Origin of the sequence: Streptomyces sp. 3211.6 (genome assembly GCF_003634815.1) — a bacterium.
Classification (GTDB): domain Bacteria; phylum Actinomycetota; class Actinomycetes; order Streptomycetales; family Streptomycetaceae; genus Streptomyces; species Streptomyces katrae_A.
On the sequence record NZ_RBXC01000001.1, the window covers coordinates 3,164,158 to 3,182,870 of the forward strand.

Consider the following 18,713-nt stretch of genomic DNA (forward strand, 5'->3'; position numbering starts at 1 on the left):
CGCCATTATCCCGGCCGGGGCAGGTCGTCGGGGCAGGTCGTCAGCCCGGGGTGCAGACCTTGGAGATCTCCGCGGCGGCGTCCGCGACCGGCTTGATGTCGGGGGCGGTGTTGCCCTGCTGCACGGAGGTGCGGACGTTGTTGACGGCCGTGGTCATGGAGTCGACGGCCTTGCCGAGGTCGGCGTTGCCGGTCTGGTCCTTGATCTTCTTCAGGTCGGTGTCTATCTGGTTCAGCGCGTTCTGGGTGTCCTGGACGCTGTTGCCGGCGTTCGAGACGGCCTGCTGGAGGTTGTTGACCCCGTTGGTGATGGCCACGGCCGTGTTGGCGCAGTCCATCGCGGTGGAGATGGCGTCGCAGGAGGCGAGCGCCGGGACCGTGAGGGTGGCCGTCAGGGCCAGGGCGGCCATGCGGAGCTTCGGACGGGTGAGGTGCGGGTTCATGTGGGTCCCCCCCGGGGGTGTGGGTACGGGTACGGGCGCGCGGCCGTGAGACCGTGCGCCCGTACCGGCGTAGACGCGGGCCCGTGCCGCGCGGTTGCCGGATGCCTAGGGGAGCTGGAGGTCCAGCGCCCCGAGCTGGAGGGCTTCGAGGTCCGCGCAGCCGCCGGCGGCGAGGTCGAGGAGGGCGTTGAGCTCCTTGCGGTCGAAGGGCTCGCCCTCGGCGGTGCCCTGGACCTCGACGAAGCGGCCGTCGCCGGTGCACACGACGTTCATGTCGGTCTCGGCGCGGACGTCCTCCTCGTAGCAGAGGTCGAGGAGGGGGACGCCGTCGACGATGCCGACGCTGACGGCGGCGACGGTGCCGGTCAGCGGCTTGCGGCCGGCCTTGATGAGCTTCTTCTTCTGGCCCCAGGCGATGGCGTCGGCGAGGGCGACGTAGGCGCCGGTGATGGCGGCGGTGCGGGTGCCGCCGTCGGCCTGGAGGACGTCGCAGTCGAGGACGACGGTGTTCTCGCCGAGGGCCTTGTAGTCGATGACGGCGCGCAGGGAGCGGCCGATCAGGCGGGAGATCTCGTGGGTGCGGCCGCCGATCTTGCCGCGGACGGATTCGCGGTCGCCGCGGGTGTTGGTGGAGCGCGGGAGCATCGAGTACTCGGAGGTGACCCAGCCCTCGCCGCTGCCCTTGCGCCAGCGCGGGACGCCTTCGGTGAAGGAGGCGGTGCAGAAGACCTTGGTGTCTCCGAAGGAGATGAGGACGGAGCCCTCGGCGTGCTTGCTCCATCCGCGTTCGATGGTGACCGGGCGGAGCTGTTCGGGCGTGCGGCCGTCGATGCGAGACATGGCTGTGAGCCTAGTCGCTGCGGGGGCGGGCCGGGTGACGGGCGGGAGTACGGCCGGTGCAGGGGGGTGTGGGTACGGGTGGACCCCGTCCGGTCGGGCCGGTACGGGGTCCTGGTCATGCTCCGCGGGGGCGGTTCACATCATGTCTTCGATTTCGCCGGCGATCGGGTCGGCGTCGGTGCCGATGACGACCTGCACGGCGGTGCCCATGCGGACGACGCCGTGGGCGCCGGCGGCCTTGAGGGCGGCCTCGTCGACGAGGTCGGGGTTGACGACCTCGGTGCGCAGGCGGGTGATGCAGCCCTCGACCTCTTCGATGTTTTCGATTCCGCCGAGCCCGGCGACGATCTTCTCAGCCTTGGTGGCCATGTGTTTCTCCCTGAGTGTGGCGAAGAACGAGTCTCGGCGGCCGTTACCAGCTGCGTCCGCTTCGTCACGGTAGCTCACGGTTGGCCTATCTACGCGAGCACGGGTCTGGGGTCTGCCGAATGATGACGATCAGCAGCACCCTGCCCCACAACTGGTCTACACCAGTGTGCCGTACGCGGTGCGGCTGCCAAAACGGGCCGGTCCAGGGAGGACGCGATGAGCGCGAGCAGTGCCGAAGCGGCACCGCAGCCGAAGTGGTGGAGCGGCCTGTACCCGGGGTTGCAGAAGATGGGGCGCAGTCTGCAGCTGCCGATCGCAGTGCTGCCGGCGGCGGGCATCCTCAACCGGCTGGGGCAGCCGGACGTGTTCGGCAAGGACGGGCTGGACTGGGCGCCGGTGGCCAAGGTGATGGCGGGTGCGGGCGGGGCGCTGCTCGACCCCGAGCTGGGGCTTCCGCTGCTGTTCTGCGTGGGTGTGGCGATCGGGATGGCCAAGAAGGCGGACGGGTCGACGGCGCTGGCGGCGGTGGCGGGGTTCCTCGTCTACCGGGGGGTGCTGCGCGCGTTTCCGAAGGACTGCCCCGTGGGGACCAGGGACGTCGGGGGTGGCTGCCTGACGCCGGCGGACACGTTCGCGGGGTACACGTACCAGAACCCGGGGGTGTTCGGCGGGATCGTGATGGGGCTGCTGGCGGCGTGGTTCTGGCAGCGGTACCACCGGGTGAAGCTGGTGGACTGGCTGGGGTTCTTCAACGGGCGCCGGCTGGTGCCGATCATCATGGCGTTCGTGGCGATCGCGTTCGCGGTGGTGTGCCTGTGGGTCTGGCCGCCGGTGGGCGGTGCGCTGGAGCACTTCTCGGACTGGCTGATCGGTCTGGGGGCGTGGGGTGCGGGGATCTTCGGTGTGGCGAACAGGGCGCTGCTGGTGATCGGGCTGCACCAGTTCCTGAACGTGCCGGTGTGGTTCCAGTTCGGTTCGTTCACCACGCCCGAGGGTCAGGTGAAGCACGGTGACATCAACATGTTCCTGGCGGGCGACCCGCACGCCGGCCTGTTCCTGAGCGGGTTCTTCCCGATCATGATGTTCGCGCTGCCGGCGGCGGCGCTGGCGATCACGCACTGCGCGAAGCCGCTGCGGCGCAAGGAGGTCGGGGGCCTGATGCTGTCGGTGGGGCTGACCTCGTTCGTCACGGGGATCACGGAGCCGCTGGAGTACTCCTTCCTCTTCGTGGCGCCGCTGCTGTACGCGGTGCACGCCGTGCTGACGGGGGTGTCGATGGCGGTGACGTGGGCGCTGGGGGTGCACGACGGGTTCAGCTTCTCGGCGGGTCTGATCGACTACGTCATCAACTGGGGGCTGGCGACGAAGCCGTGGCTGATCATCCCGATCGGGCTGTGCTTCGCGGTCGTGTACTACGTCATCTTCCGCTTCGCCATCACGGCGTTCGGCATCCCGACGCCGGGTCGGGAGTCGGACGAGGAGATCGCGGCGATGCAGGCGGAGAACACCAAGGCGTAGCGCATGGCGGGAACCGCCGTGCGGCACAGGGCAAGGGCCTTCGGATCCGAGGATCCGGAGGCCCTTCGTCCTGTGGTCCAGGCCACACAAAATCGAAGGTTCCTTATCTAACCCCGACCGTGCTACAACTGGTCTACACCACCTAATGGTGTAGACCATGCAGGCCGCCCGAGCAGCCCAGTGGTCTCTTCCGAGACGCCGCCACCCCATTTTCCCCTGTCCCCTGGCAGCGCCTTGCCCAATGGAGGAAGCCCATGTCCACAGCGACCGCTGCGGAGAAGAAGAAGGGCGCTGGCGTGATGGCCGTCATGCAGCGCATCGGCCGGAGCCTCATGCTCCCCGTCGCGGTGCTGCCGGCCGCCGCACTGCTGGTCCGTCTCGGCGACAAGGACATGCTGGGCGATCCCTCGCTGCCGGGCTTCCTCACCAAGATCGCCGGATACATGTCCGCCGGTGGCAGCGCGATCCTCGCCAACATGGCTCTGCTGTTCGCCGTCGGCATCGCGATCGGTTACGCCAAGAAGTCCGACGGCTCGACCGCGCTCGCCGCGGTGACCGGCTACCTGGTCTTCTCGAAGGTCCTCGCGACCTTCACGGACCCGAACCTGCCCCAGGTCGAGGTGGTCGTCGACCACAAGGTCGCCCTGGTGGATGCCCCCGTGGACGCCAAGGTGCTCGGCGGCGTCGTGATGGGTCTCGTCGTCGCCCTGATCTACCAGAAGTTCTACCGGACCAAGCTGCCCGAGTGGGCGGGCTTCTTCGGCGGCCGCCGTCTCGTCCCGATCCTCTCGGCCTTCGCCGGTCTGCTGATCGGCATCGTCTTCGGTCTCATCTGGCCGGTCCTCGGCACCGGTCTGCACGGCTTCGGTGAGTGGCTCGTCGGCTCGGGCGCCGTCGGCGCGGGCATCTTCGGCGTCGCCAACCGCGGTCTGATCGCGGTCGGCATGCACCACCTGCTCAACTCCTTCCCGTGGTTCCAGGCGGGCGAGTACAACGGCAAGAGCGGCGACATCGCCCGCTTCCTCGCCGGCGACCCGAGCGCCGGACAGTTCATGACCGGCTTCTTCCCGATCATGATGTTCGCCCTGCCGGCCGCGTGCCTGGCGATCGTCCACTGCGCCCGCCCCGAGCGCCGCAAGGTCGTCGGCGGCATGATGTTCTCCCTCGCGCTGACCTCGTTCGTCACCGGCGTGACCGAGCCCATCGAGTTCACCTTCATGTTCATCGCACCGGTGCTCTACGCCGTCCACGCGGTCCTGACCGGTGTCTCCATGGCCCTGACCTGGGCGCTGGGGATGAAGGACGGCTTCGGCTTCTCCGCCGGCGCCATCGACTACCTGCTGAACCTCGGCAAGGCCACGAACCCGGCCGGTCTGGCGCTGGTCGGCCTCTGCTTCGCGGCGCTCTACTACGTGATCTTCCGCTTCGCGATCACCAAGTGGAACCTCCCGACGCCGGGCCGCGAGTCCGACGAGGAGCTCGCCGAGCTGGCGAAGGCCGAGGCGAAGTAAGTTTCGTAGGCGGCACTACGCGACGGAGCCCCCGCTCTCCCGGAAGGGAGGCGGGGGCTCCGTCGTTCGTGCCGGGGCTCCCGGTCGCGGCTCAGACCTCGTAGACGGCGCCGGCGTACGCGAGGTCGACGCGGCCGTCGTAGACCGCGCGGGCGTCCGCGAGGTTCTGTCCGGCGTCCGTCCACGGCGGGATGTGCGTCAGCACGAGCCGCCCGACCCGGGCGGCGCGGGCGTACTCCCCGGCCTCGCGGCCGTTGAGGTGGAGGTCCGGGATGGCCTCCTTGCCGTAGGTGAAGGAGGCCTCGCACAGGAACAGGTCGGCGCCCTCGGCCAGCGCCCCCAGTTCGGGGCAGACCCCGGTGTCCCCGGAGTACGCGAGCACCCGGCCGCCGTGCTCGATGCGGATCCCGTAGGACTCGACCGGGTGGCAGACCCGCTCGGTGCGGACCGTGAACGGGCCGATCTCGAAACTGCCGGACTTCAGGGTCCGGAAGTCGAAGACCTCGCTCATGGAGCGCTCGTCCGGGACGTCCTCGTAGGCCGTGGTCAGGCGCTGCTCGGTGCCTTCCGGCCCGTACACGGGCAGGGGGGCGCAGCGGCCGCCCTCGTGCCGGTAGTAGCGGGCGACGAAGTACGCGCACATGTCGATGCAGTGGTCGGCGTGCAGATGGCTCAGGAAGATCGCGTCGAGGTCGTAGAGACCGCAGTGGCGCTGGAGGGCACCGAGGGAGCCGTTGCCCATGTCGAGGAGCAGCCGGAAGCCGTCGGCCTCTACGAGATAACTCGAGCAAGCCGAATCCGCGGACGGGAACGACCCCGAACAGCCGACGACGGTGAGCTTCATGGAGCGTGAACCTCCGTGGACGGTCCGTGGACGGATTGCGGGCCGTGCGTGCGTCGAGCGTAAGGCGCGAAACCTTCGGTCGCTCCTCCGCGGCAGGCCGTTGTGGGGGGAATCACCTGTGCTGTCACCCAGGGGAGCGACGAGTGGTACGGGCGTTGCCATGTCGCCGCGGTGTCGCTGCCGTGACGCCGCGGTGTCGCTGCCGCGCCGGGGGTGGCCGTCACGGCTACGGTCGGTTTATGGACACGTCCTGGTGGTTCGCCGTGGCGGCGGCGGTCGCCGTGGTGGGGGTGGTGCTGCTGCCGTGGCACGTCAGGAGGCGTGCGGGTGCGCCCCCGGCGCCGCCGCACGGGCTCGGGCCGCCGCCGCGGGTGCGGGCCGGCGACCTGTGGGGCCTGGCGGACGGGCGGACCTGCCTGGTGCTGTCGGCGCGGCCGCAGCGGGAGTCGGCGCGGGTGGCGTGGATCGTCGGCAAGTACGACGACCGGCGGCCCGGGGTCGTCCCGCTGCCGCCCGGCACGGCGGGGGACGGCGGACGCGGCGGCTTCCTGGAGGCGGACCGGCCGGAGGAGGTCTCGGTGTGGGAGTTCCGGCGCAGGCTCGGGACGCTGGATCCGGCGCTGTGGGACGAGGCCAAGGGACTGGGAGGCGGCAGCGGATGAGCGGGCGGGAGGTCAGGTTGCGGCGGGTCTACGATCCGCCCGAGCCGGGGGCCGACGGCGTACGGGTGCTCGTGGACCGGCTGTGGCCGCGCGGGCTGTCGAAGGAGGCGGCGGCGGTGGACGAGTGGCCGAAGGAGCTGACGCCGTCGGCGGAGCTGCGGAAGTGGTTCCACGGGGGCGGGTCGGCGCAGGAGTTCCGGGCGCGGTACGAGGCGGAGCTCGCGGGGGCGGGGGCGGAACTGGACCGGCTGCGGGCGCTGGCGGCGGACGGGCCGATGACGCTGCTCACGGCGGTCCGTGACCCGGCGTCCAGCCATGCCGCCATCCTGGCGGAGCACCTGGCGGAGTGAGGGCGGCTACCGCTGCGCGGAGCCGTCTCCCCGCCCCGCCCTTCCTCCGTTCCCAGGGGCTCCGCCCCTGACCCCGTTCCTGGGGGCTCCGCCCCCAGGCCCTCCCCCAGCTACCGCTGGGAGGTGCCCCCAGCGCCTCAAACGCCGGCGGGGCTGGATTTGGCGCGCCTCCCTGGGGGGCTACGCCCAGAGCTGGCCCTGGAGGACTTCGATGGCTTCCTCCGTCGTCGCCGCCGTGTAGACGCCCGTCGAGAGGTACTTCCAGCCCCCGTCGGCCACGACGAACACGATGTCGGCGGACTCGCCGGCGGCCACCGCCTTGCGGCCGACGCCGATCGCCGCGTGCAGGGCGGCGCCGGTGGAGACGCCCGCGAAGATGCCCTCCTGCTGGAGGAGTTCACGGGTGCGGGTCACCGCGTCGGCCGAGCCGACCGAGTAGCGGGTCGTCAGGACCGACGCGTCGTACAGCTCGGGGACGAAGCCCTCGTCGAGGTTGCGCAGGCCGTAGACGAGGTCGTCGTACCGCGGTTCCGCGGCCACGATCTTCACCCCGGGCACCTGCTCGCGCAGGTAGCGGCCGACGCCCATGAGGGTGCCGGTCGTGCCCAGGCCCGCCACGAAATGGGTGATCGAGGGGAGGTCCGCCAGGATCTCGGGGCCGGTGGTGGCGTAGTGGGCGCCCGCGTTGTCGGGGTTGCCGTACTGGTAGAGCATCACCCAGTCGGGGTGCTCCGCCGCCAGCTCCTTGGCCACCCGCACCGCGGTGTTCGAACCGCCCGCGGCCGGCGACGAGATGATCTCGGCTCCCCACATCGCGAGAAGGTCGCGGCGCTCCTGCGAGGTGTTCTCCGGCATCACGCACACGATCCGGTAGCCCTTGAGCTTCGCGGCCATGGCGAGCGAGATGCCCGTGTTGCCGGAGGTGGGTTCCAGGATGGTGCAGCCGGGGAAGAGGCGGCCGTCCTTCTCCGCCTGCTCGATCATGTGGAGCGCGGGGCGGTCCTTGATCGAGCCGGTCGGGTTGCGGTCCTCCAGCTTGGCCCAGATCCGGACGTCCGCCGAGGGGGACAGCCGCGGCAGGCGGACCAGCGGGGTGTTGCCGACCGCCGCGAGCGGGGAGTCGTACCGCATTACTTCGAGCCGCCGGCCACGGCCGGGAGGATGGTGACGCTGTCGCCGTCCTTGAGGGCGGTGGCGATGCCGTCGATGAAGCGGACGTCCTCGTCGTTGAGGTAGACGTTCACGAAGCGGCGCAGCTGGCCGCCCTCGACGATGCGCTCCTCGATGCCCTTGTGGCGGGTCTCCAGGTCCGCGAACAGCTCGGAGAGGGTGGCGCCCTGGCCGGTGACGGCCTTCTCGCCGTCGGTGTAGGTGCGGAGGATGGTGGGGATGCGGACCTCGATGGCCATGGCAGCAGGCTCCAGTGTCGTGAAGGAGGAGGTGGAGAGAAGAATGCGGGCGCGTTCTCGTGCGGCCCGCGCGCGGGGCCGTGGTGCTCAGGCGGCAGGACAGATGGCGCTGGCGAGGCGGCACAGGTCGACGTGCAGCCGCGCCACGAGCAGCAGCCTGCCGGGCGTCTCGATGCTCACGTCGTGGGAAACCATGCGGTCATGTTAACGATTCCCGGTCCCCCGTTTGGAGTGTGATCCCGCATCGTGGACGCCTGCCGCTCACATAGTGGTCAGTAGGCGGCTACGACCTGCACTTCTTCCTCCGTGATCACGCCTTCGAGGATCCGGTACGAGCGGAACTGGAACTCGCCGAGGCCGTCGGTGTCGGCCGTGGACACCAGGACGTAGTGGGCGCCGGGCTCGTTGGCGTAGGTGACGTCCGTGCGCGAGGGGTAGGCCTCGGTCGCGGTGTGCGAGTGGTAGACGATCACGGGCTCCTCGTCCCGGTCGTCGAGTTCGCGGTAGAGCTTCAGGAGGTCCTTCGAGTCGAACTCGTAGAACGTGGGCGAGCGGGCCGCGTTGAGCATCGGGATGAACCGCTCGGGGCGGCCGGTGCCCGCCGGGCCGGCCACGACGCCGCACGCCTCGTCGGGGTGGTCCTTGCGCGCGTGTTCGACGATCTGGTCGTACAGGGCCTGGGTGAGGGTCAGCATGGGGCTCAGGATAAGCAGACGGGCCCTCCCGTACCGAGGTGTGGTACGGAAGGGCCCGCATGGTGGACACGAGGTCCGCAGGAGCGCGGTTCCCGGCGGTGACAGGCGGCCGGGACCCATGGCTCGCGGCCCGGGCTACGAGGAGCTCGAGGCCTTCTCGAACGCGGCGCCGCCGGGGTTGCGGGCCTTGAGGACGAGGTAGGACACGCCGAGGATCAGGCCCCACAGCGGCGCGCAGTACAGCGAGACGCGGGAGTCCTTGTCGAGGCCCATCATCACGATGACCATGCCGATGAAGGCCAGGGAGAAGTAGCTGGTGTACGGGGCGCCGGGGGTGCGGAAGGAGGACTGGGGCAGTTCGCCGCGGTCGGCCTTGGCCCGGTAGCGGATCTGGCAGACCAGAATGACGATCCAGGCCCACATGCCGGAGATGGTGGCGAAGGAGACGACGTAGTCGAAGGCCTTGCCGGGGGCGACGTAGTTGATCCAGACGCCGACGAGCATGAGGGCGGCGGAGAAGGTGGTGCCGACGAGCGGGGTGCCGGTCTTGGTCAGCTTGGTGAAGAACTTCGGGCCCTGGCCGTTGAGCGCGAGGTCGCGCAGCATGCGGCCGGTGGAGTACATGCCCGAGTTGCAGGAGGACAGGGCGGCGGTCAGGACGACGAAGTTGACGATCGCGGCGCCGATGCCCAGGCCCATCTTCTCGAAGGCGAGGACGAAGGGGCTCTCGCCGGCCTTGAAGTTGGACCACGGGATGACCGACATGATCATGATGAGCGCGCCGACGTAGAAGACGGCGATGCGCCACGGCACGGTGTTGATGGCCTTGGGCAGGGTCTTCGCGGGGTCCTTGGACTCGCCGGCGGTGACGCCGACGAGCTCGACCGCGAGGAAGGCGAAGACGACGATCTGCAGGGTCATCAGCGTCTCGCCGATGCCGTTGGGGAAGAAGCCGCGGTCGTTCCAGAGGTTGGAGACGGAGGCTCCGGCGGCGGCGTCGGAGAAGCCGACGGTGAGGATGCCGGCGCAGATCAGGATCATGCCGACGATGGCGGTGACCTTGACCATGGAGAACCAGAACTCCAGCTCGCCGAAGAGCTTCACGGAGATCAGGTTGGCGGCGTAGAGGATGACCGTGAAGATCAGCGCGTAGGCCCACTGCGGGAAGCTGTCGTGCGTCCAGTACGACATGTACTTCGCGGCGGCGGTGACCTCGGTGATGCCGGTGACGACCCAGAACAGCCAGTACGTCCAGCCGGTGGCGTAACCCCAGAACGGGCCGAGGAACTCGCGGGCGTAGTCGGAGAAGGAGCCCGAGACGGGGCGGTACATGAGCAGTTCGCCCAGGGCCCGCATGATGAAGAAGATGACCAGGCCGACGATGGCGTAGGCCAGGATGAGGCTGGGCCCGGCCTTGGAGATCGCCTTGCCCGCGCCCAGGAACAGGCCGGTGCCGATGGCCCCGCCGATCGCGATCATCTGGATCTGGCGGGCGCCGAGCGCGCGGTGGTAACCCTCGCCGTCGCCCTCGCCCTGTGCGCCCTCGCCGGGCGTCCTGTCGTGCTGCTCGACCTGCACAGAGGTCATGTTTGGTGCGCCTTTCTCCACGCCGACCCGCGCCTGAGACGGCTGCGGATCGGGTCCTCGATCCCCCCGGATACGGATGGAGTTGCACCCGGCGGTCAGCCGGTTCAAGCGGGCCGGGGGACATGGGTGGCGTCCCGGCGGCGGTCGTGAAGATTTATCACGCGCTTAGGGGTGGAGGAAGGGGCGAAATGCGACGCAGGGAGGGGTTAAATCGGGACATATGGCCTGAAAGAGATCAGATCACCGCATGGCGGTGATCTGATCGTTATCCGGATTTGAGCGTCCGCTGAGCGAACGGTGTGCGCGCTTGAGGATCCTCAGAGGGTTTCGATGAGGGTCTCCTGGAGACCGCCGAGCCAGAGGTAGGCCATCACCATCGGCTTGCGCGGGTCGTCGTCCGGCAGCCGGTAGAACTCCCCGCTCTGCTCGTCCTCGGTGATCTCCAGCCGGGCGGCGATGGTCAGCCGCAGGTCGTTGAGGGCGCCGAGCCAGCGCAGCGGCAGTTCCCCGGACAGCTCCAGCACCGCCGCGCCGTCGCTGGCCGGGGTGAGCGCGTCGAGGCTGCGCACGACGGCCAGCGCGTCCTCCCGCTTGCGGGTGCGCAGGTCGTTCTCGGTGAAGCGGCGGAACTCCGCCGAGCGGGCCCGCAGCTCCTCCGGGTCCTCGCCAGCCGCGGCGCCCGGGCCCCCGTAGGCGTCGGGGAACAGCCGGGCCAGCGCCGGGTCGGACGGGGGCTCGGTGGGGCCCTCGGCGGCGAACAGCACGGCGAGGGGGTCGGCGTCCTCGGCGGGCTCCGGCTCGCCGGGGCCGATCAGCTCCAGCAGCTGCACCGCGAGGGAGCGCAGGATGGAGATCTCGATCTCGTCCAGCGCGACGGCGGCCCCGCCGCCCTTCAGGGGCTCGAACACGCCGCCCATCAGTTGCGGTCCTGCGAGAGGGTCGCCCAGAGCCCGTACCCGTGCATGGCCTGCACGTCGCGCTCCATCTCCTCGCGGGTGCCGCTGGAGACGACCGCCCGTCCCTTGTTGTGGACGTCGAGCATCAGCCTGGTCGCCTTGTCCTTGGGGTAGCCGAAGTACGCCTGGAACACGTACGTCACGTAGCTCATGAGGTTGACCGGGTCGTTGTGGACCAGGGTCACCCAGGGGACGTCCGGTTCCGGGACCGCGTAGGTCTCCTCAGCCGATTCGGTCCGTTCGATCTCAATCGGAGCAACACTCACTCGTCCCATGCTGCCACTGCGACAGGCCCGTCGCACAAACGGGCCCCCTGCCGGGCTCCGCGCCGTCCCGCCCTCCGGACCACATCTCGTCAGTTTGACGAGATGTGCGCTAGCATCCGTGACATGAACCCTGCGGACCTGGGCCTGCCGGTGGACGTGCCGTCGACAGCGCTCTTCACGGACCATTACGAGCTCACGATGCTGCAGGCCGCGCTGGCCAACGGCACGGCCGACCGACGCTCCGTCTTCGAGGTCTTCACCCGGCGCCTGCCCGAGGGGCGGCGCTACGGGGTGCTGGCGGGGACCGGGCGAGTCCTGGACGCCGTGGAGAACTTCCGTTTCGACGGAGCCGTGCTGGAGTTCCTGCGCGAGCGGGCCGTCGTCGACATGCGGACCCTGGACTGGCTGGCCTCGTACCGCTTCTCGGGTGACATCTGGGGCTACCCGGAGGGGGAGGTCTACTTCCCCGGATCGCCGGTGCTGCGGGTCGAGGGCAGCTTCGCCGAGTGCGTGCTGCTGGAGACGGTCGTCCTGTCGATCCTCAACCACGACTCGGCCATCGCGGCGGCCGCCTCCCGGATGGCCTCGGCGGCGGGCGGGCGGCCGCTGATCGAGATGGGGGCGCGCCGCACCCACGAGCTGGCGGCGGTCGCGGCCTCGCGGGCCGCGTACGTGGGCGGCTTCACCTCCACCTCCGACCTGGCGGCCGGGTTCCGGTACGGGATCCCCACGGTCGGCACCAGCGCGCACGCCTTCACCCTCCTGCACGACACGGAGCGCGACGCCTTCACCGCGCAGGTGGCCTCGCTGGGCTCCGGGACCACCCTGCTGGTGGACACCTACGACGTCGCGGAGGCCGTCCGCACGGCGGTGGAGGTGGCCGGAACGGGGCTGGGCGCGGTCCGGATCGACTCCGGCGACCTGCTGCTGGTCGCGCACCGGGTGCGGCAGCAGCTGGACGAGCTGGGGGCGACGGACACCCGGATCGTGGTCACCTCCGACCTGGACGAGTACGCCATCGCCTCGCTGGCGGCGGCGCCGGTGGACGCCTACGGGGTGGGCACGCAGCTGGTGACGGGCAGCGGACACCCGACGTGCTCGATGGTCTACAAGCTGGTCGCACGGGCGGAGTCGGCGGACCCGAAGGCCCCGCTCGTTCCGGTGGCGAAGAAGTCCTCCGGCGGGAAGACCTCGATCGGCGGCCGCAAGTGGGCGGCGCGGCGGCTGGACGCCGAGGGCGTGGCGGAGGCCGAGGTGGTCGGGACGGGCCCGGTCCCGACGGCCCTGGCGGACCGGCAGCTGCTGGTCCAGCTGGTCAAGGCGGGCGAGGTGGTGGCCCGCGAACCCCTGGACACGGCCCGCACCCGCCACGCACGCGCCCGCGCGGGCCTGCCGCTGTCGGCGACACAGCTGTCCCGCGGCGAACCGGTCATCCCGACGGAGTACGCCTAACCCCGCACCGCCCCTCCCGGGGCCCGACCCCGACCCCGGCAACCCCGGGCCGGGGCAGGCCCGGGGCCGGGCAGGCCCGGGGGCGAGCAGGCCCGGGGGCGGGCAGCCCCGGGGGCGAGCAGGCCCGGGGGCGGTGCGGGCCCGGGGGCGGTGCGGGCCCGGGGGCGGTGCGGGCCCGCCTAACCCCGGGGCCAGCCGGCCGCCCCGCCTGGGGGTTCTCCGGCGGTAGCCGGGGGCTGGGGGTCCGGCCCCCAGTTTCGGGAAGGGGCGGGGTGGGGGAAGAGCACCCGCAGGGCCCCGACGCGCCGCCGCACCGAAGAACCATCCACACCGAGCCGAAGGGCACGCGACATGCACCGCGCACTGATCGTCGTCGACGTACAGAACGACTTCTGCGAAGGCGGCAGCCTCGCGGTAACCGGCGGCGCCGACGTCGCCGCCGCAATCACCGAGCTGATCGGGAACGCCACGGCCGGCTACCGGCACGTCGTGGCCACGCGCGACCACCACATCGACCCCGGCGCGCACTTCGCCCGCCCCCCGGCCGAGCCGGACTACGAGAACTCCTGGCCCCCGCACTGCGTCGCCGGGACCGAGGGCGTCGGGTTCCACCCGAACTTCGCGCCCGCCGTCGCCTCCGGCGCGGTCGCCGCCGTCTTCGACAAGGGGGCGTACGAGGCCGCGTACAGCGGGTTCGAAGGCGCCGACGAGAACGGCGACAGCCTCGCCCAGTGGCTGCGCGAGCGCCACGTGAGCGAGGTGGACGTCGTGGGCATCGCCACCGACCACTGCGTCCGCGCCACCGCACTCGACGCCGCCCGCGAGGGCTTCGCCACCCGCGTCCTCCTGGACCTGACGGCCGCCGTGGCCCCCCACACCACCGCGAAGGCCCTGGAGGACCTCCGGGCGGCCGGGGTCACCCTCGTCGGCACCGCGGGCGACCACCCCCACGCCTGACCCCCGCCCAGCCCTTCCCCCACCGCAGCGGGGAGCCCACCCCCTGGCGGAACCGGCCTGAGGCCGTCCAGGGGGTTCAAGGGGCCGGCCCGGGCCGCTAGTGCCCCAGCAGGGCCCGGATCGGGTGCCACAGCTCCGCCGTGCCGTCCGGGGTGCCGCGCCACAGGAGGCCGTCCGGGTGGTGGAGGACCGCCGTGATCTCGTCCGGGGTCGGGGGGTGGGCGTTGCCCCGGAGGTACACCGCCCGCATGCCGAGGTTCCGCAGCCTGGTCAGGGCGCGGGCCCGGTTCGCGGCGTGTACGAGCACGCGGACGTTTCCGCCCTCGCCGGACGGCCTCGGCAGCGTCAGCGCGACCACCACGCTGCCGCCCGGCAGTCTGACGAAACCTCCACCTGGCATGATCCTCAGCTCCCCCGTCAATAAGAACAGTCGTCCGTGCATCTAAACGCGATCGGCCGCCGCCCGCTAGAGGGCGACGGCCGATCATGCTTTGACCTGGGGTTTCAGGTCACTACTTGCCCGAGGGGCCGACCTCGATCGTCATCTGGAGGCCGTCGTAGGTCTCCTTCGCGATCTTGATCTTGGTGTTGGTGTCAGCGACCTTCACCGAACCGGTCGGGTTCTCGTCGTAGTAGTACTTGCCCTTGTGGTCGTCGAAGACCAGGTTGGCCGGCTTCGGCTTGACGAAGAGCGACTCGCCGTTCTTGTGCAGGGTGAACGCGTCCGTCGAGTAGGCGCTGAACGGGGCGTCGTACGGCTGGATCTTGTTGCGCAGCAGCGTGCCGTCGGCCCACTTCATCGGCTTGGCGTTGGCGTCGATCGGCAGGATCAGACCCGAGCCCGGGTGCTGGCTCGTGTTGTTGTCCTTCTGGGACTTGTCCCACAGCCAGATCAGCAGGCCGTCCTGGTACGGGTAGTGCTCGACCCAGTTCGGCTTCGAGTTGCCCCAGCCGAAGTTGTACGGGCCCACCTTGAGGGTGGAGTCGTACGAGACGTAGCGGCGGTTCTCCGCGATGTAGTACTGCGGGTACTCCTTGGTGAAGCCCGAGCCGACCCGCTGGAAGCCCTTGCCGGTCCAGCCGTTGTCGCCGTTCTCGGCACCGTCGGTGAACACGGCCGCGCCGTCGGCGGTCAGGGTGATGGCGTCGGCCGTGAAGCCCTTGCCGCCCGCGCCGCCGTCCGTCTGGTAGCGGAAGCGGAGGTCGATCTTCTTGCCCGCGTAGGCGTCGAGCGGGAAGTTCAGGGACTTCCAGGCGCCGGAGGCACCGGTCAGCGAGGGGGCGCCGGAGGCGTCGGCCGGGAGGGCCGCACCGTCGGCGGTGCCGGGCAGGGCGGTCCAGGTGGCGCCGCCGTCCGTGGAGACCTCGGTGTACAGGAAGTCGTAGTCCTGCTCGATGTCCCACCAGCCCTTGAGGGAGAGGGCCGCGGCCTTCTTGCCCGTCAGGTCGACGGAGCGGGTGAGGGTGTTCTTGAGGTCGTCACCCATCTGGCTCCACCACTGCGAGGAACCCTCGGCGGGGGCGACGATGTCGGTCTTGACCTGCTTCTTCGGCAGCTCGACGACCAGCGCCTGCTTGTCCTTGGTGTTGTACTCCGAAACACCCAGCTTGTGCGTGGACTTCGTCGCGGCCTTGGCCGTGTCGTAGTTCAGCCAGCCCAGCTGGAGCTTGTCCCAGGCGGTCATGTCGCCCGGGAGGTCGCCTATGGAGTCCTTGCCCTCGCCGAGCCAGGAGCCCGCCGACATCAGGGACCAGAAGCCGACCGAGTTCTCGCCGCCACCGGAGGTGTCGTAGAGGTCCGGCAGACCGAGGTCGTGGCCGTACTCGTGCGCGAAGACGCCGAGGCCGCCGTTCTCCGGCTGCATCGTGTAGTCGCCGACCCACATGCCGGTGTCGCCGATCTGGGTGCCGCCGGCCTTGTTGTTGGCCGGACCGGTCTTGCCGACGTCCGTGCCGTACGCGTACCAGCGGTGCGCCCACAGCGCGTTGGTGCCCTGCACGCCGCCGCCGGCCGACTCGTCCTCGCCCGCGTGGACGATCTGGAAGTGGTCGATGTAGCCGTCGGGCTCGTTGAAGTTGCCGTCGCCGTCGTAGTCGTTGCGGTCCCACTGGTCGTACTGCGCCAGGGTGGCCTTGATCTCGGCGTCGGTCTTGCCGGCCTTCTTCTGCCCGTCCACCCACGCGTTCACGCCGTCGCGGACGGCGTCCCACACGTTGGAGCAGTTGGTCTGGCCGCAGTAGTTCGAGCCGTAACGGGCCTCGTTGTACGGGATCTTGACCCAGTCGGCGACCTGGCCGTCGACCGAGTAGCGGCCCGAGGAGGTCTTCTCGTAGTAGGTCTTCAGCGAGTTCTTGCCCTGGCCGGTACCGAAGTACAGGTCCTGGAAGTAGTCGCGGCTGAAGTCCTTGCGCCAGGCGGTGCTGTTGTTGGTCGCGCGGTCGGGCTGCGCGATCTGGTTGTGCAGCGGGCCGGGCGTGCCCCCGTACTTGGGCTGCGGCGGCTTCGGGCCGGCCGGGCCGTCCGGGTCGAACATGGTCGTGTTGTCGACCTGGTCGCCGAAGTCGACGAGGATGGTGAAGATCTTGTCGGTCTTCTCGCGGCCGAGCTCGACGTACTTCTTGTCGTCGAGCTTGACGACCTTCGAGGCACCGCGCTGCTCGACCTGCTTCTTGCCCGCCAGCACCTGGTCAAGGGCAGCCTCGCGCTCCTGCGCCTGCTGCTTGCTGAACGGGGTCTCCAGGTCGTGCTTGACCTTCTCCTGGGCAGGAGCGGTCGGGTCCTGCTTGCCGGAGGCGGGTACGCCGCCCCAACTGGTGTTGGCCTGGGCCGTGGTGAACATGGCGCCGGTGGCGGCGGTGGCCGCCATGGTCACGCCAACTGCGGCGGCGCGCAGCGCGCGACGCCTTGCGGAGTTGCCGGTCACTTGATGTCGTTCCCCTCCCGCGGCCGCGGGCGTTGGTCGGAACGTCTCCATTGGAGCGGGGGGTTCCGCGCGGCGCGCGTCTCAAGTGACGACATTTGACCGGAGAGTCTAAAGAAAAGACAGACCTTGACTTCTTCCTTACAACTGCACTATGCGGTCAGCGAGTTCCGCTATTCGGACGTTTGGAGTCATCGGGGCCTTCCGGGGCGAAGAGAGCCCCGGATGCCGGCTTCCCGTCCGGTTGCGACCCGGTTTGTGACCCCGTGCGCCCCCCGTGCTCCGGTCCCGTGGGTAAGGCCACGCTTACTTGTGGCCTTCCTCGGGCATCCCGTCGTATGGGTCACTTGACGCGCGCGACCGTTGAGGGGACTCCGAGCCGACGTACCCACGCACCTCCCGCCTCCGAGGACGGAACACGTCATGCCGCGTCCGACTGCCGCACAGCTCGCCTACGGCTCCGCCACCGTCGTCGTGTCGACGATCGCCATGCTGTTGCTCTCGCAGACGAGCACCGGGATCGGGGTCGCGGTCATCTCCGCCGCCGCGCTGGCCCTCGGGCTGCTGGTCGCCCTCACGGTGCCGCTCCCGCGCCGCCGGGGCCGGCACGCCGCCGTACGGGGCAGCCGGGCGGGCGCGGCCGCGCCGGGCACGTCGGCCGCGGCGCCCGGCGGGGCGGGGGCCGGGGGCGGCCGGGTGCCGGAGCCGCGAACGGCCCCCGCGGAGCACTCCGTTCACCGCTGAGGCCCCCGGGACACGGACCCGGACACGTACGCGCACGCGCGTGGACGGCCGGCCCCGGGTGGGACCGGCCGTCCACGCGCGCCTGCGGCGGTGTCAGGACATCAGGGCAGTGAGGTGGTTCAGGGCACCGAGACCACCACGGTCCTGGCCGCCTTGTCGTGCAGGCCCTGCTTGTAGGGCTGGTCGACGAGGATCGAGATGCCCACGACGACCCACCACAGGCCGCAGCACAGGAACGCCGGCACCCACAGGGTGGCCGCCCGGCCGACGGCGGCGCCGGACGAGGGCACGCTGCCGTCGTTGAGCATGGCGACCCGCAGCCGCATCGCCTTCTTGCCGAGGGTCTGGCCGCTCTTCTGGGTGAAGAACCAGTCGTAGACGATCCACGCGGCGACGTAGACCAGCCACCACAGCAGGGCCGCACCGGTGACCCACCTGGAGGCGGAGTCGGTCAGTTCCCCGTTCTGGTCGGTGTGCACCGGAAGGGCGAAACCGATCGCGAAGAGGATGAGCCAGAGCGGGACGAACACGACCACCAGGTCGATGAGGCGCGCGACGAGCCGCTTGCCGGTGTCCGCCAGCGGGGGCATGCCGGCGAGCGGGTCGGGCATGCCGTAGCCGTACGGGGGCGGGGGCGAGGGCGGCGGGTATCCCCCGCCGGGCGGACCGCCGACCGGACCGCCGGCCGGGGGCGGAGACCCCCCGCCGGGCGGCGGGGGCGGCTGGCCGCCGGCGCCCGGAGGCGGTGAGCCGTAGGGCGGGTCACCCGGCGGAGGCGTCGGTTCCTGCGGCTTCTTGAGGAACGGGTCGTCCTCGGGCTGCCCGCCCGGCGGCGGCTGGTCGGTACTCATGGCCCGAGTCGAACCCGCCCCCGCCCCACCCGCAACGCAACGGCGCCCGTCCGGGGGAGTGGCCCCCGCCCGGGGCGAGCTCCCCGCCCCTCCCCCGGACTCTGCCCGGGGGGAAACCCACTTCGGCCGCTGCCAGGAGCGCCACCCCCTGCCCCCTGGACCGGTCCCTGCGCGGCCGGTGCGCCCCACTCCCCAGCGGCCGCTGGGGGGTAGGTCTGGGGCCGTAGCCGCCGGGGACAGGGTTCTCCGGCCCCGGACCCCTCTGCCCGGCCGGGCCGGGCCCGGCCGGGCCACGCGCCGCACGGGCCGCCATCGGTGGGCCCGCTTCCGGGTGGGAGG

General features: G+C 70.7%; 21 protein-coding genes. 7 read left to right on the top strand and 14 right to left on the bottom strand.

The window, feature by feature from the left end; all coding sequences use genetic code 11:
- Nucleotides 1–40: 40 nt before the first annotated feature.
- The 3 genes from BX286_RS14510 to BX286_RS14520 all read right to left on the bottom strand — a co-directional run bounded on the left by BX286_RS14510 (nucleotide 41) and on the right by BX286_RS14520 (nucleotide 1,729).
- Nucleotides 41–442: a hypothetical protein gene (locus tag BX286_RS14510; protein WP_121015112.1), complete on the bottom strand. Its 402-nt coding sequence runs from the start codon at nucleotides 440–442 to the stop codon at nucleotides 41–43.
- A 105-nt stretch (nucleotides 443–547) separates the two neighbouring features.
- A complete protein-coding gene (gene rph / locus BX286_RS14515) occupies nucleotides 548–1,282 on the bottom strand; it encodes a ribonuclease PH (protein WP_100863588.1) in 735 nt (244 codons plus the stop codon).
- 135 nt (nucleotides 1,283–1,417) lie between these two features.
- Nucleotides 1,418–1,729, bottom strand: a complete 312-nt coding sequence (locus tag BX286_RS14520; protein ID WP_272482321.1) for a PTS glucose/sucrose transporter subunit IIB — start codon at nucleotides 1,727–1,729, stop codon at nucleotides 1,418–1,420.
- Nucleotides 1,730–1,867: 138 nt separating this feature from the next.
- Between BX286_RS14520 and BX286_RS14525 the strand changes: the two genes are divergently transcribed.
- Both BX286_RS14525 and BX286_RS14530 read left to right on the top strand, forming a co-directional pair.
- Nucleotides 1,868–3,169: a PTS transporter subunit EIIC gene (locus BX286_RS14525; protein WP_079427307.1), complete on the top strand. Its 1,302-nt coding sequence runs from the start codon at nucleotides 1,868–1,870 to the stop codon at nucleotides 3,167–3,169.
- Between the two features lie 254 nt (nucleotides 3,170–3,423).
- A complete protein-coding gene (locus BX286_RS14530; protein ID WP_100863587.1) occupies nucleotides 3,424–4,680 on the top strand; it encodes a PTS transporter subunit EIIC in 1,257 nt (418 codons plus the stop codon).
- 91 nt (nucleotides 4,681–4,771) lie between these two features.
- On the opposite strand, the gene BX286_RS14535 is transcribed toward BX286_RS14530, so the two are convergent.
- Nucleotides 4,772–5,524 carry an MBL fold metallo-hydrolase gene (locus BX286_RS14535; protein ID WP_121015113.1) on the bottom strand — a complete coding sequence of 251 codons (753 nt, stop codon included), beginning with the start codon at nucleotides 5,522–5,524 and terminating at the stop codon, nucleotides 4,772–4,774.
- 239 nt (nucleotides 5,525–5,763) lie between these two features.
- Here BX286_RS14535 and BX286_RS14540 point away from each other — a divergent pair, with 239 nt between their 5' ends.
- Together BX286_RS14540 and BX286_RS14545 are read left to right on the top strand one after the other, a co-directional pair.
- On the top strand, nucleotides 5,764–6,186 hold the full coding sequence (locus tag BX286_RS14540; protein WP_121015114.1) for a hypothetical protein: 423 nt from the start codon (nucleotides 5,764–5,766) through the stop codon (nucleotides 6,184–6,186).
- Entirely contained in the window at nucleotides 6,183–6,536 is a 354-nt protein-coding gene (locus tag BX286_RS14545; protein ID WP_185117283.1) for a DUF488 domain-containing protein, read from the top strand. Before BX286_RS14540 ends, BX286_RS14545 begins: the two co-directional genes overlap by 4 nt.
- A gap of 180 nt (nucleotides 6,537–6,716) precedes the next feature.
- Here the strand turns inward: BX286_RS14545 and BX286_RS14550 are convergent, their stop codons facing one another.
- The 7 genes from BX286_RS14550 to clpS all read right to left on the bottom strand — a co-directional run bounded on the left by BX286_RS14550 (nucleotide 6,717) and on the right by clpS (nucleotide 11,458).
- Nucleotides 6,717–7,667: a PLP-dependent cysteine synthase family protein gene (locus tag BX286_RS14550; protein ID WP_079427318.1), complete on the bottom strand. Its 951-nt coding sequence runs from the start codon at nucleotides 7,665–7,667 to the stop codon at nucleotides 6,717–6,719.
- Nucleotides 7,667–7,945 carry a MoaD/ThiS family protein gene (locus BX286_RS14555; protein ID WP_079427320.1) on the bottom strand — a complete coding sequence of 93 codons (279 nt, stop codon included), beginning with the start codon at nucleotides 7,943–7,945 and terminating at the stop codon, nucleotides 7,667–7,669. The genes BX286_RS14550 and BX286_RS14555 overlap by 1 nt, the downstream gene beginning before the upstream one ends.
- Before the next feature lie 87 nt (nucleotides 7,946–8,032).
- The gene (locus tag BX286_RS37875; RefSeq protein WP_311736929.1) at nucleotides 8,033–8,140 is read right to left on the bottom strand and encodes a putative leader peptide; all 108 of its coding nucleotides are present in this window, start codon (nucleotides 8,138–8,140) and stop codon (nucleotides 8,033–8,035) included.
- A 77-nt stretch (nucleotides 8,141–8,217) separates the two neighbouring features.
- Nucleotides 8,218–8,640 (bottom strand): Mov34/MPN/PAD-1 family protein, encoded by a 423-nt coding sequence (locus BX286_RS14560; protein WP_121015115.1) that lies wholly within the window; start codon nucleotides 8,638–8,640, stop codon nucleotides 8,218–8,220.
- A gap of 135 nt (nucleotides 8,641–8,775) precedes the next feature.
- Complete coding sequence (locus tag BX286_RS14565; RefSeq protein ID WP_121015116.1) at nucleotides 8,776–10,227, bottom strand: amino acid permease; 1,452 nt, start codon at nucleotides 10,225–10,227, stop codon at nucleotides 8,776–8,778.
- A gap of 317 nt (nucleotides 10,228–10,544) precedes the next feature.
- On the bottom strand, nucleotides 10,545–11,144 hold the full coding sequence (locus BX286_RS14570; protein ID WP_079427326.1) for a DUF2017 domain-containing protein: 600 nt from the start codon (nucleotides 11,142–11,144) through the stop codon (nucleotides 10,545–10,547).
- Nucleotides 11,144–11,458: an ATP-dependent Clp protease adapter ClpS gene (gene clpS, locus BX286_RS14575; protein ID WP_079427328.1), complete on the bottom strand. Its 315-nt coding sequence runs from the start codon at nucleotides 11,456–11,458 to the stop codon at nucleotides 11,144–11,146. The genes BX286_RS14570 and clpS overlap by 1 nt, the downstream gene beginning before the upstream one ends.
- A gap of 114 nt (nucleotides 11,459–11,572) precedes the next feature.
- Here clpS and BX286_RS14580 point away from each other — a divergent pair, with 114 nt between their 5' ends.
- Together BX286_RS14580 and BX286_RS14585 are read left to right on the top strand one after the other, a co-directional pair.
- The gene (locus BX286_RS14580; protein ID WP_079427330.1) at nucleotides 11,573–12,901 is read left to right on the top strand and encodes a nicotinate phosphoribosyltransferase; all 1,329 of its coding nucleotides are present in this window, start codon (nucleotides 11,573–11,575) and stop codon (nucleotides 12,899–12,901) included.
- Nucleotides 12,902–13,252: 351 nt separating this feature from the next.
- Nucleotides 13,253–13,858, top strand: a complete 606-nt coding sequence (locus BX286_RS14585) for an isochorismatase family protein (RefSeq protein WP_079427332.1) — start codon at nucleotides 13,253–13,255, stop codon at nucleotides 13,856–13,858.
- Between the two features lie 97 nt (nucleotides 13,859–13,955).
- Here the strand turns inward: BX286_RS14585 and BX286_RS14590 are convergent, their stop codons facing one another.
- Together BX286_RS14590 and BX286_RS14595 are read right to left on the bottom strand one after the other, a co-directional pair.
- Complete coding sequence (locus tag BX286_RS14590; protein WP_079427334.1) at nucleotides 13,956–14,258, bottom strand: hypothetical protein; 303 nt, start codon at nucleotides 14,256–14,258, stop codon at nucleotides 13,956–13,958.
- A gap of 112 nt (nucleotides 14,259–14,370) precedes the next feature.
- Nucleotides 14,371–16,725 carry an immune inhibitor A domain-containing protein gene (locus tag BX286_RS14595; protein WP_121015117.1) on the bottom strand — a complete coding sequence of 785 codons (2,355 nt, stop codon included), beginning with the start codon at nucleotides 16,723–16,725 and terminating at the stop codon, nucleotides 14,371–14,373.
- A gap of 477 nt (nucleotides 16,726–17,202) precedes the next feature.
- Between BX286_RS14595 and BX286_RS14600 the strand changes: the two genes are divergently transcribed.
- Nucleotides 17,203–17,523, top strand: coding sequence for a hypothetical protein (locus BX286_RS14600; RefSeq protein ID WP_100863583.1), 321 nt, complete (start codon nucleotides 17,203–17,205; stop codon nucleotides 17,521–17,523).
- Nucleotides 17,524–17,642: 119 nt separating this feature from the next.
- On the opposite strand, the gene BX286_RS14605 is transcribed toward BX286_RS14600, so the two are convergent.
- Complete coding sequence (locus BX286_RS14605) at nucleotides 17,643–18,374, bottom strand: RDD family protein (protein WP_121015118.1); 732 nt, start codon at nucleotides 18,372–18,374, stop codon at nucleotides 17,643–17,645.
- Nucleotides 18,375–18,713 lie beyond the last annotated feature (339 nt).

Bases quoted from the DNA above. Each gene is read 5' to 3' on its own strand.
- clpS (WP_079427328.1), bottom strand. From the start codon at position 11,458: ATGGGACGAGTGAGTGTTGCTCCGATTGAGATCGAACGGACCGAATCG.
- BX286_RS14560 (WP_121015115.1), bottom strand. From the start codon at position 8,640: ATGCTGACCCTCACCCAGGCCCTGTACGACCAGATCGTCGAACACGCG.
- BX286_RS14545 (WP_185117283.1), top strand. From the start codon at position 6,183: ATGAGCGGGCGGGAGGTCAGGTTGCGGCGGGTCTACGATCCGCCCGAG.
- BX286_RS14555 (WP_079427320.1), bottom strand. From the start codon at position 7,945: ATGGCCATCGAGGTCCGCATCCCCACCATCCTCCGCACCTACACCGAC.
- BX286_RS14590 (WP_079427334.1), bottom strand. From the start codon at position 14,258: ATGCCAGGTGGAGGTTTCGTCAGACTGCCGGGCGGCAGCGTGGTGGTC.
- BX286_RS14580 (WP_079427330.1), top strand. From the start codon at position 11,573: ATGAACCCTGCGGACCTGGGCCTGCCGGTGGACGTGCCGTCGACAGCG.
- BX286_RS14565 (WP_121015116.1), bottom strand. From the start codon at position 10,227: ATGACCTCTGTGCAGGTCGAGCAGCACGACAGGACGCCCGGCGAGGGC.
- rph (WP_100863588.1), bottom strand. From the start codon at position 1,282: ATGTCTCGCATCGACGGCCGCACGCCCGAACAGCTCCGCCCGGTCACC.
- BX286_RS14510 (WP_121015112.1), bottom strand. From the start codon at position 442: ATGAACCCGCACCTCACCCGTCCGAAGCTCCGCATGGCCGCCCTGGCC.
- BX286_RS14600 (WP_100863583.1), top strand. From the start codon at position 17,203: ATGCCGCGTCCGACTGCCGCACAGCTCGCCTACGGCTCCGCCACCGTC.
- BX286_RS37875 (WP_311736929.1), bottom strand. From the start codon at position 8,140: ATGGTTTCCCACGACGTGAGCATCGAGACGCCCGGCAGGCTGCTGCTC.
- BX286_RS14570 (WP_079427326.1), bottom strand. From the start codon at position 11,144: ATGGGCGGCGTGTTCGAGCCCCTGAAGGGCGGCGGGGCCGCCGTCGCG.
- BX286_RS14550 (WP_079427318.1), bottom strand. From the start codon at position 7,667: ATGCGGTACGACTCCCCGCTCGCGGCGGTCGGCAACACCCCGCTGGTC.
- BX286_RS14535 (WP_121015113.1), bottom strand. From the start codon at position 5,524: ATGAAGCTCACCGTCGTCGGCTGTTCGGGGTCGTTCCCGTCCGCGGAT.
- BX286_RS14540 (WP_121015114.1), top strand. From the start codon at position 5,764: ATGGACACGTCCTGGTGGTTCGCCGTGGCGGCGGCGGTCGCCGTGGTG.
- BX286_RS14585 (WP_079427332.1), top strand. From the start codon at position 13,253: ATGCACCGCGCACTGATCGTCGTCGACGTACAGAACGACTTCTGCGAA.
- BX286_RS14605 (WP_121015118.1), bottom strand. From the start codon at position 18,374: ATGAGTACCGACCAGCCGCCGCCGGGCGGGCAGCCCGAGGACGACCCG.
- BX286_RS14595 (WP_121015117.1), bottom strand. From the start codon at position 16,725: ATGGCGGCCACCGCCGCCACCGGCGCCATGTTCACCACGGCCCAGGCC.
- BX286_RS14525 (WP_079427307.1), top strand. From the start codon at position 1,868: ATGAGCGCGAGCAGTGCCGAAGCGGCACCGCAGCCGAAGTGGTGGAGC.
- BX286_RS14530 (WP_100863587.1), top strand. From the start codon at position 3,424: ATGTCCACAGCGACCGCTGCGGAGAAGAAGAAGGGCGCTGGCGTGATG.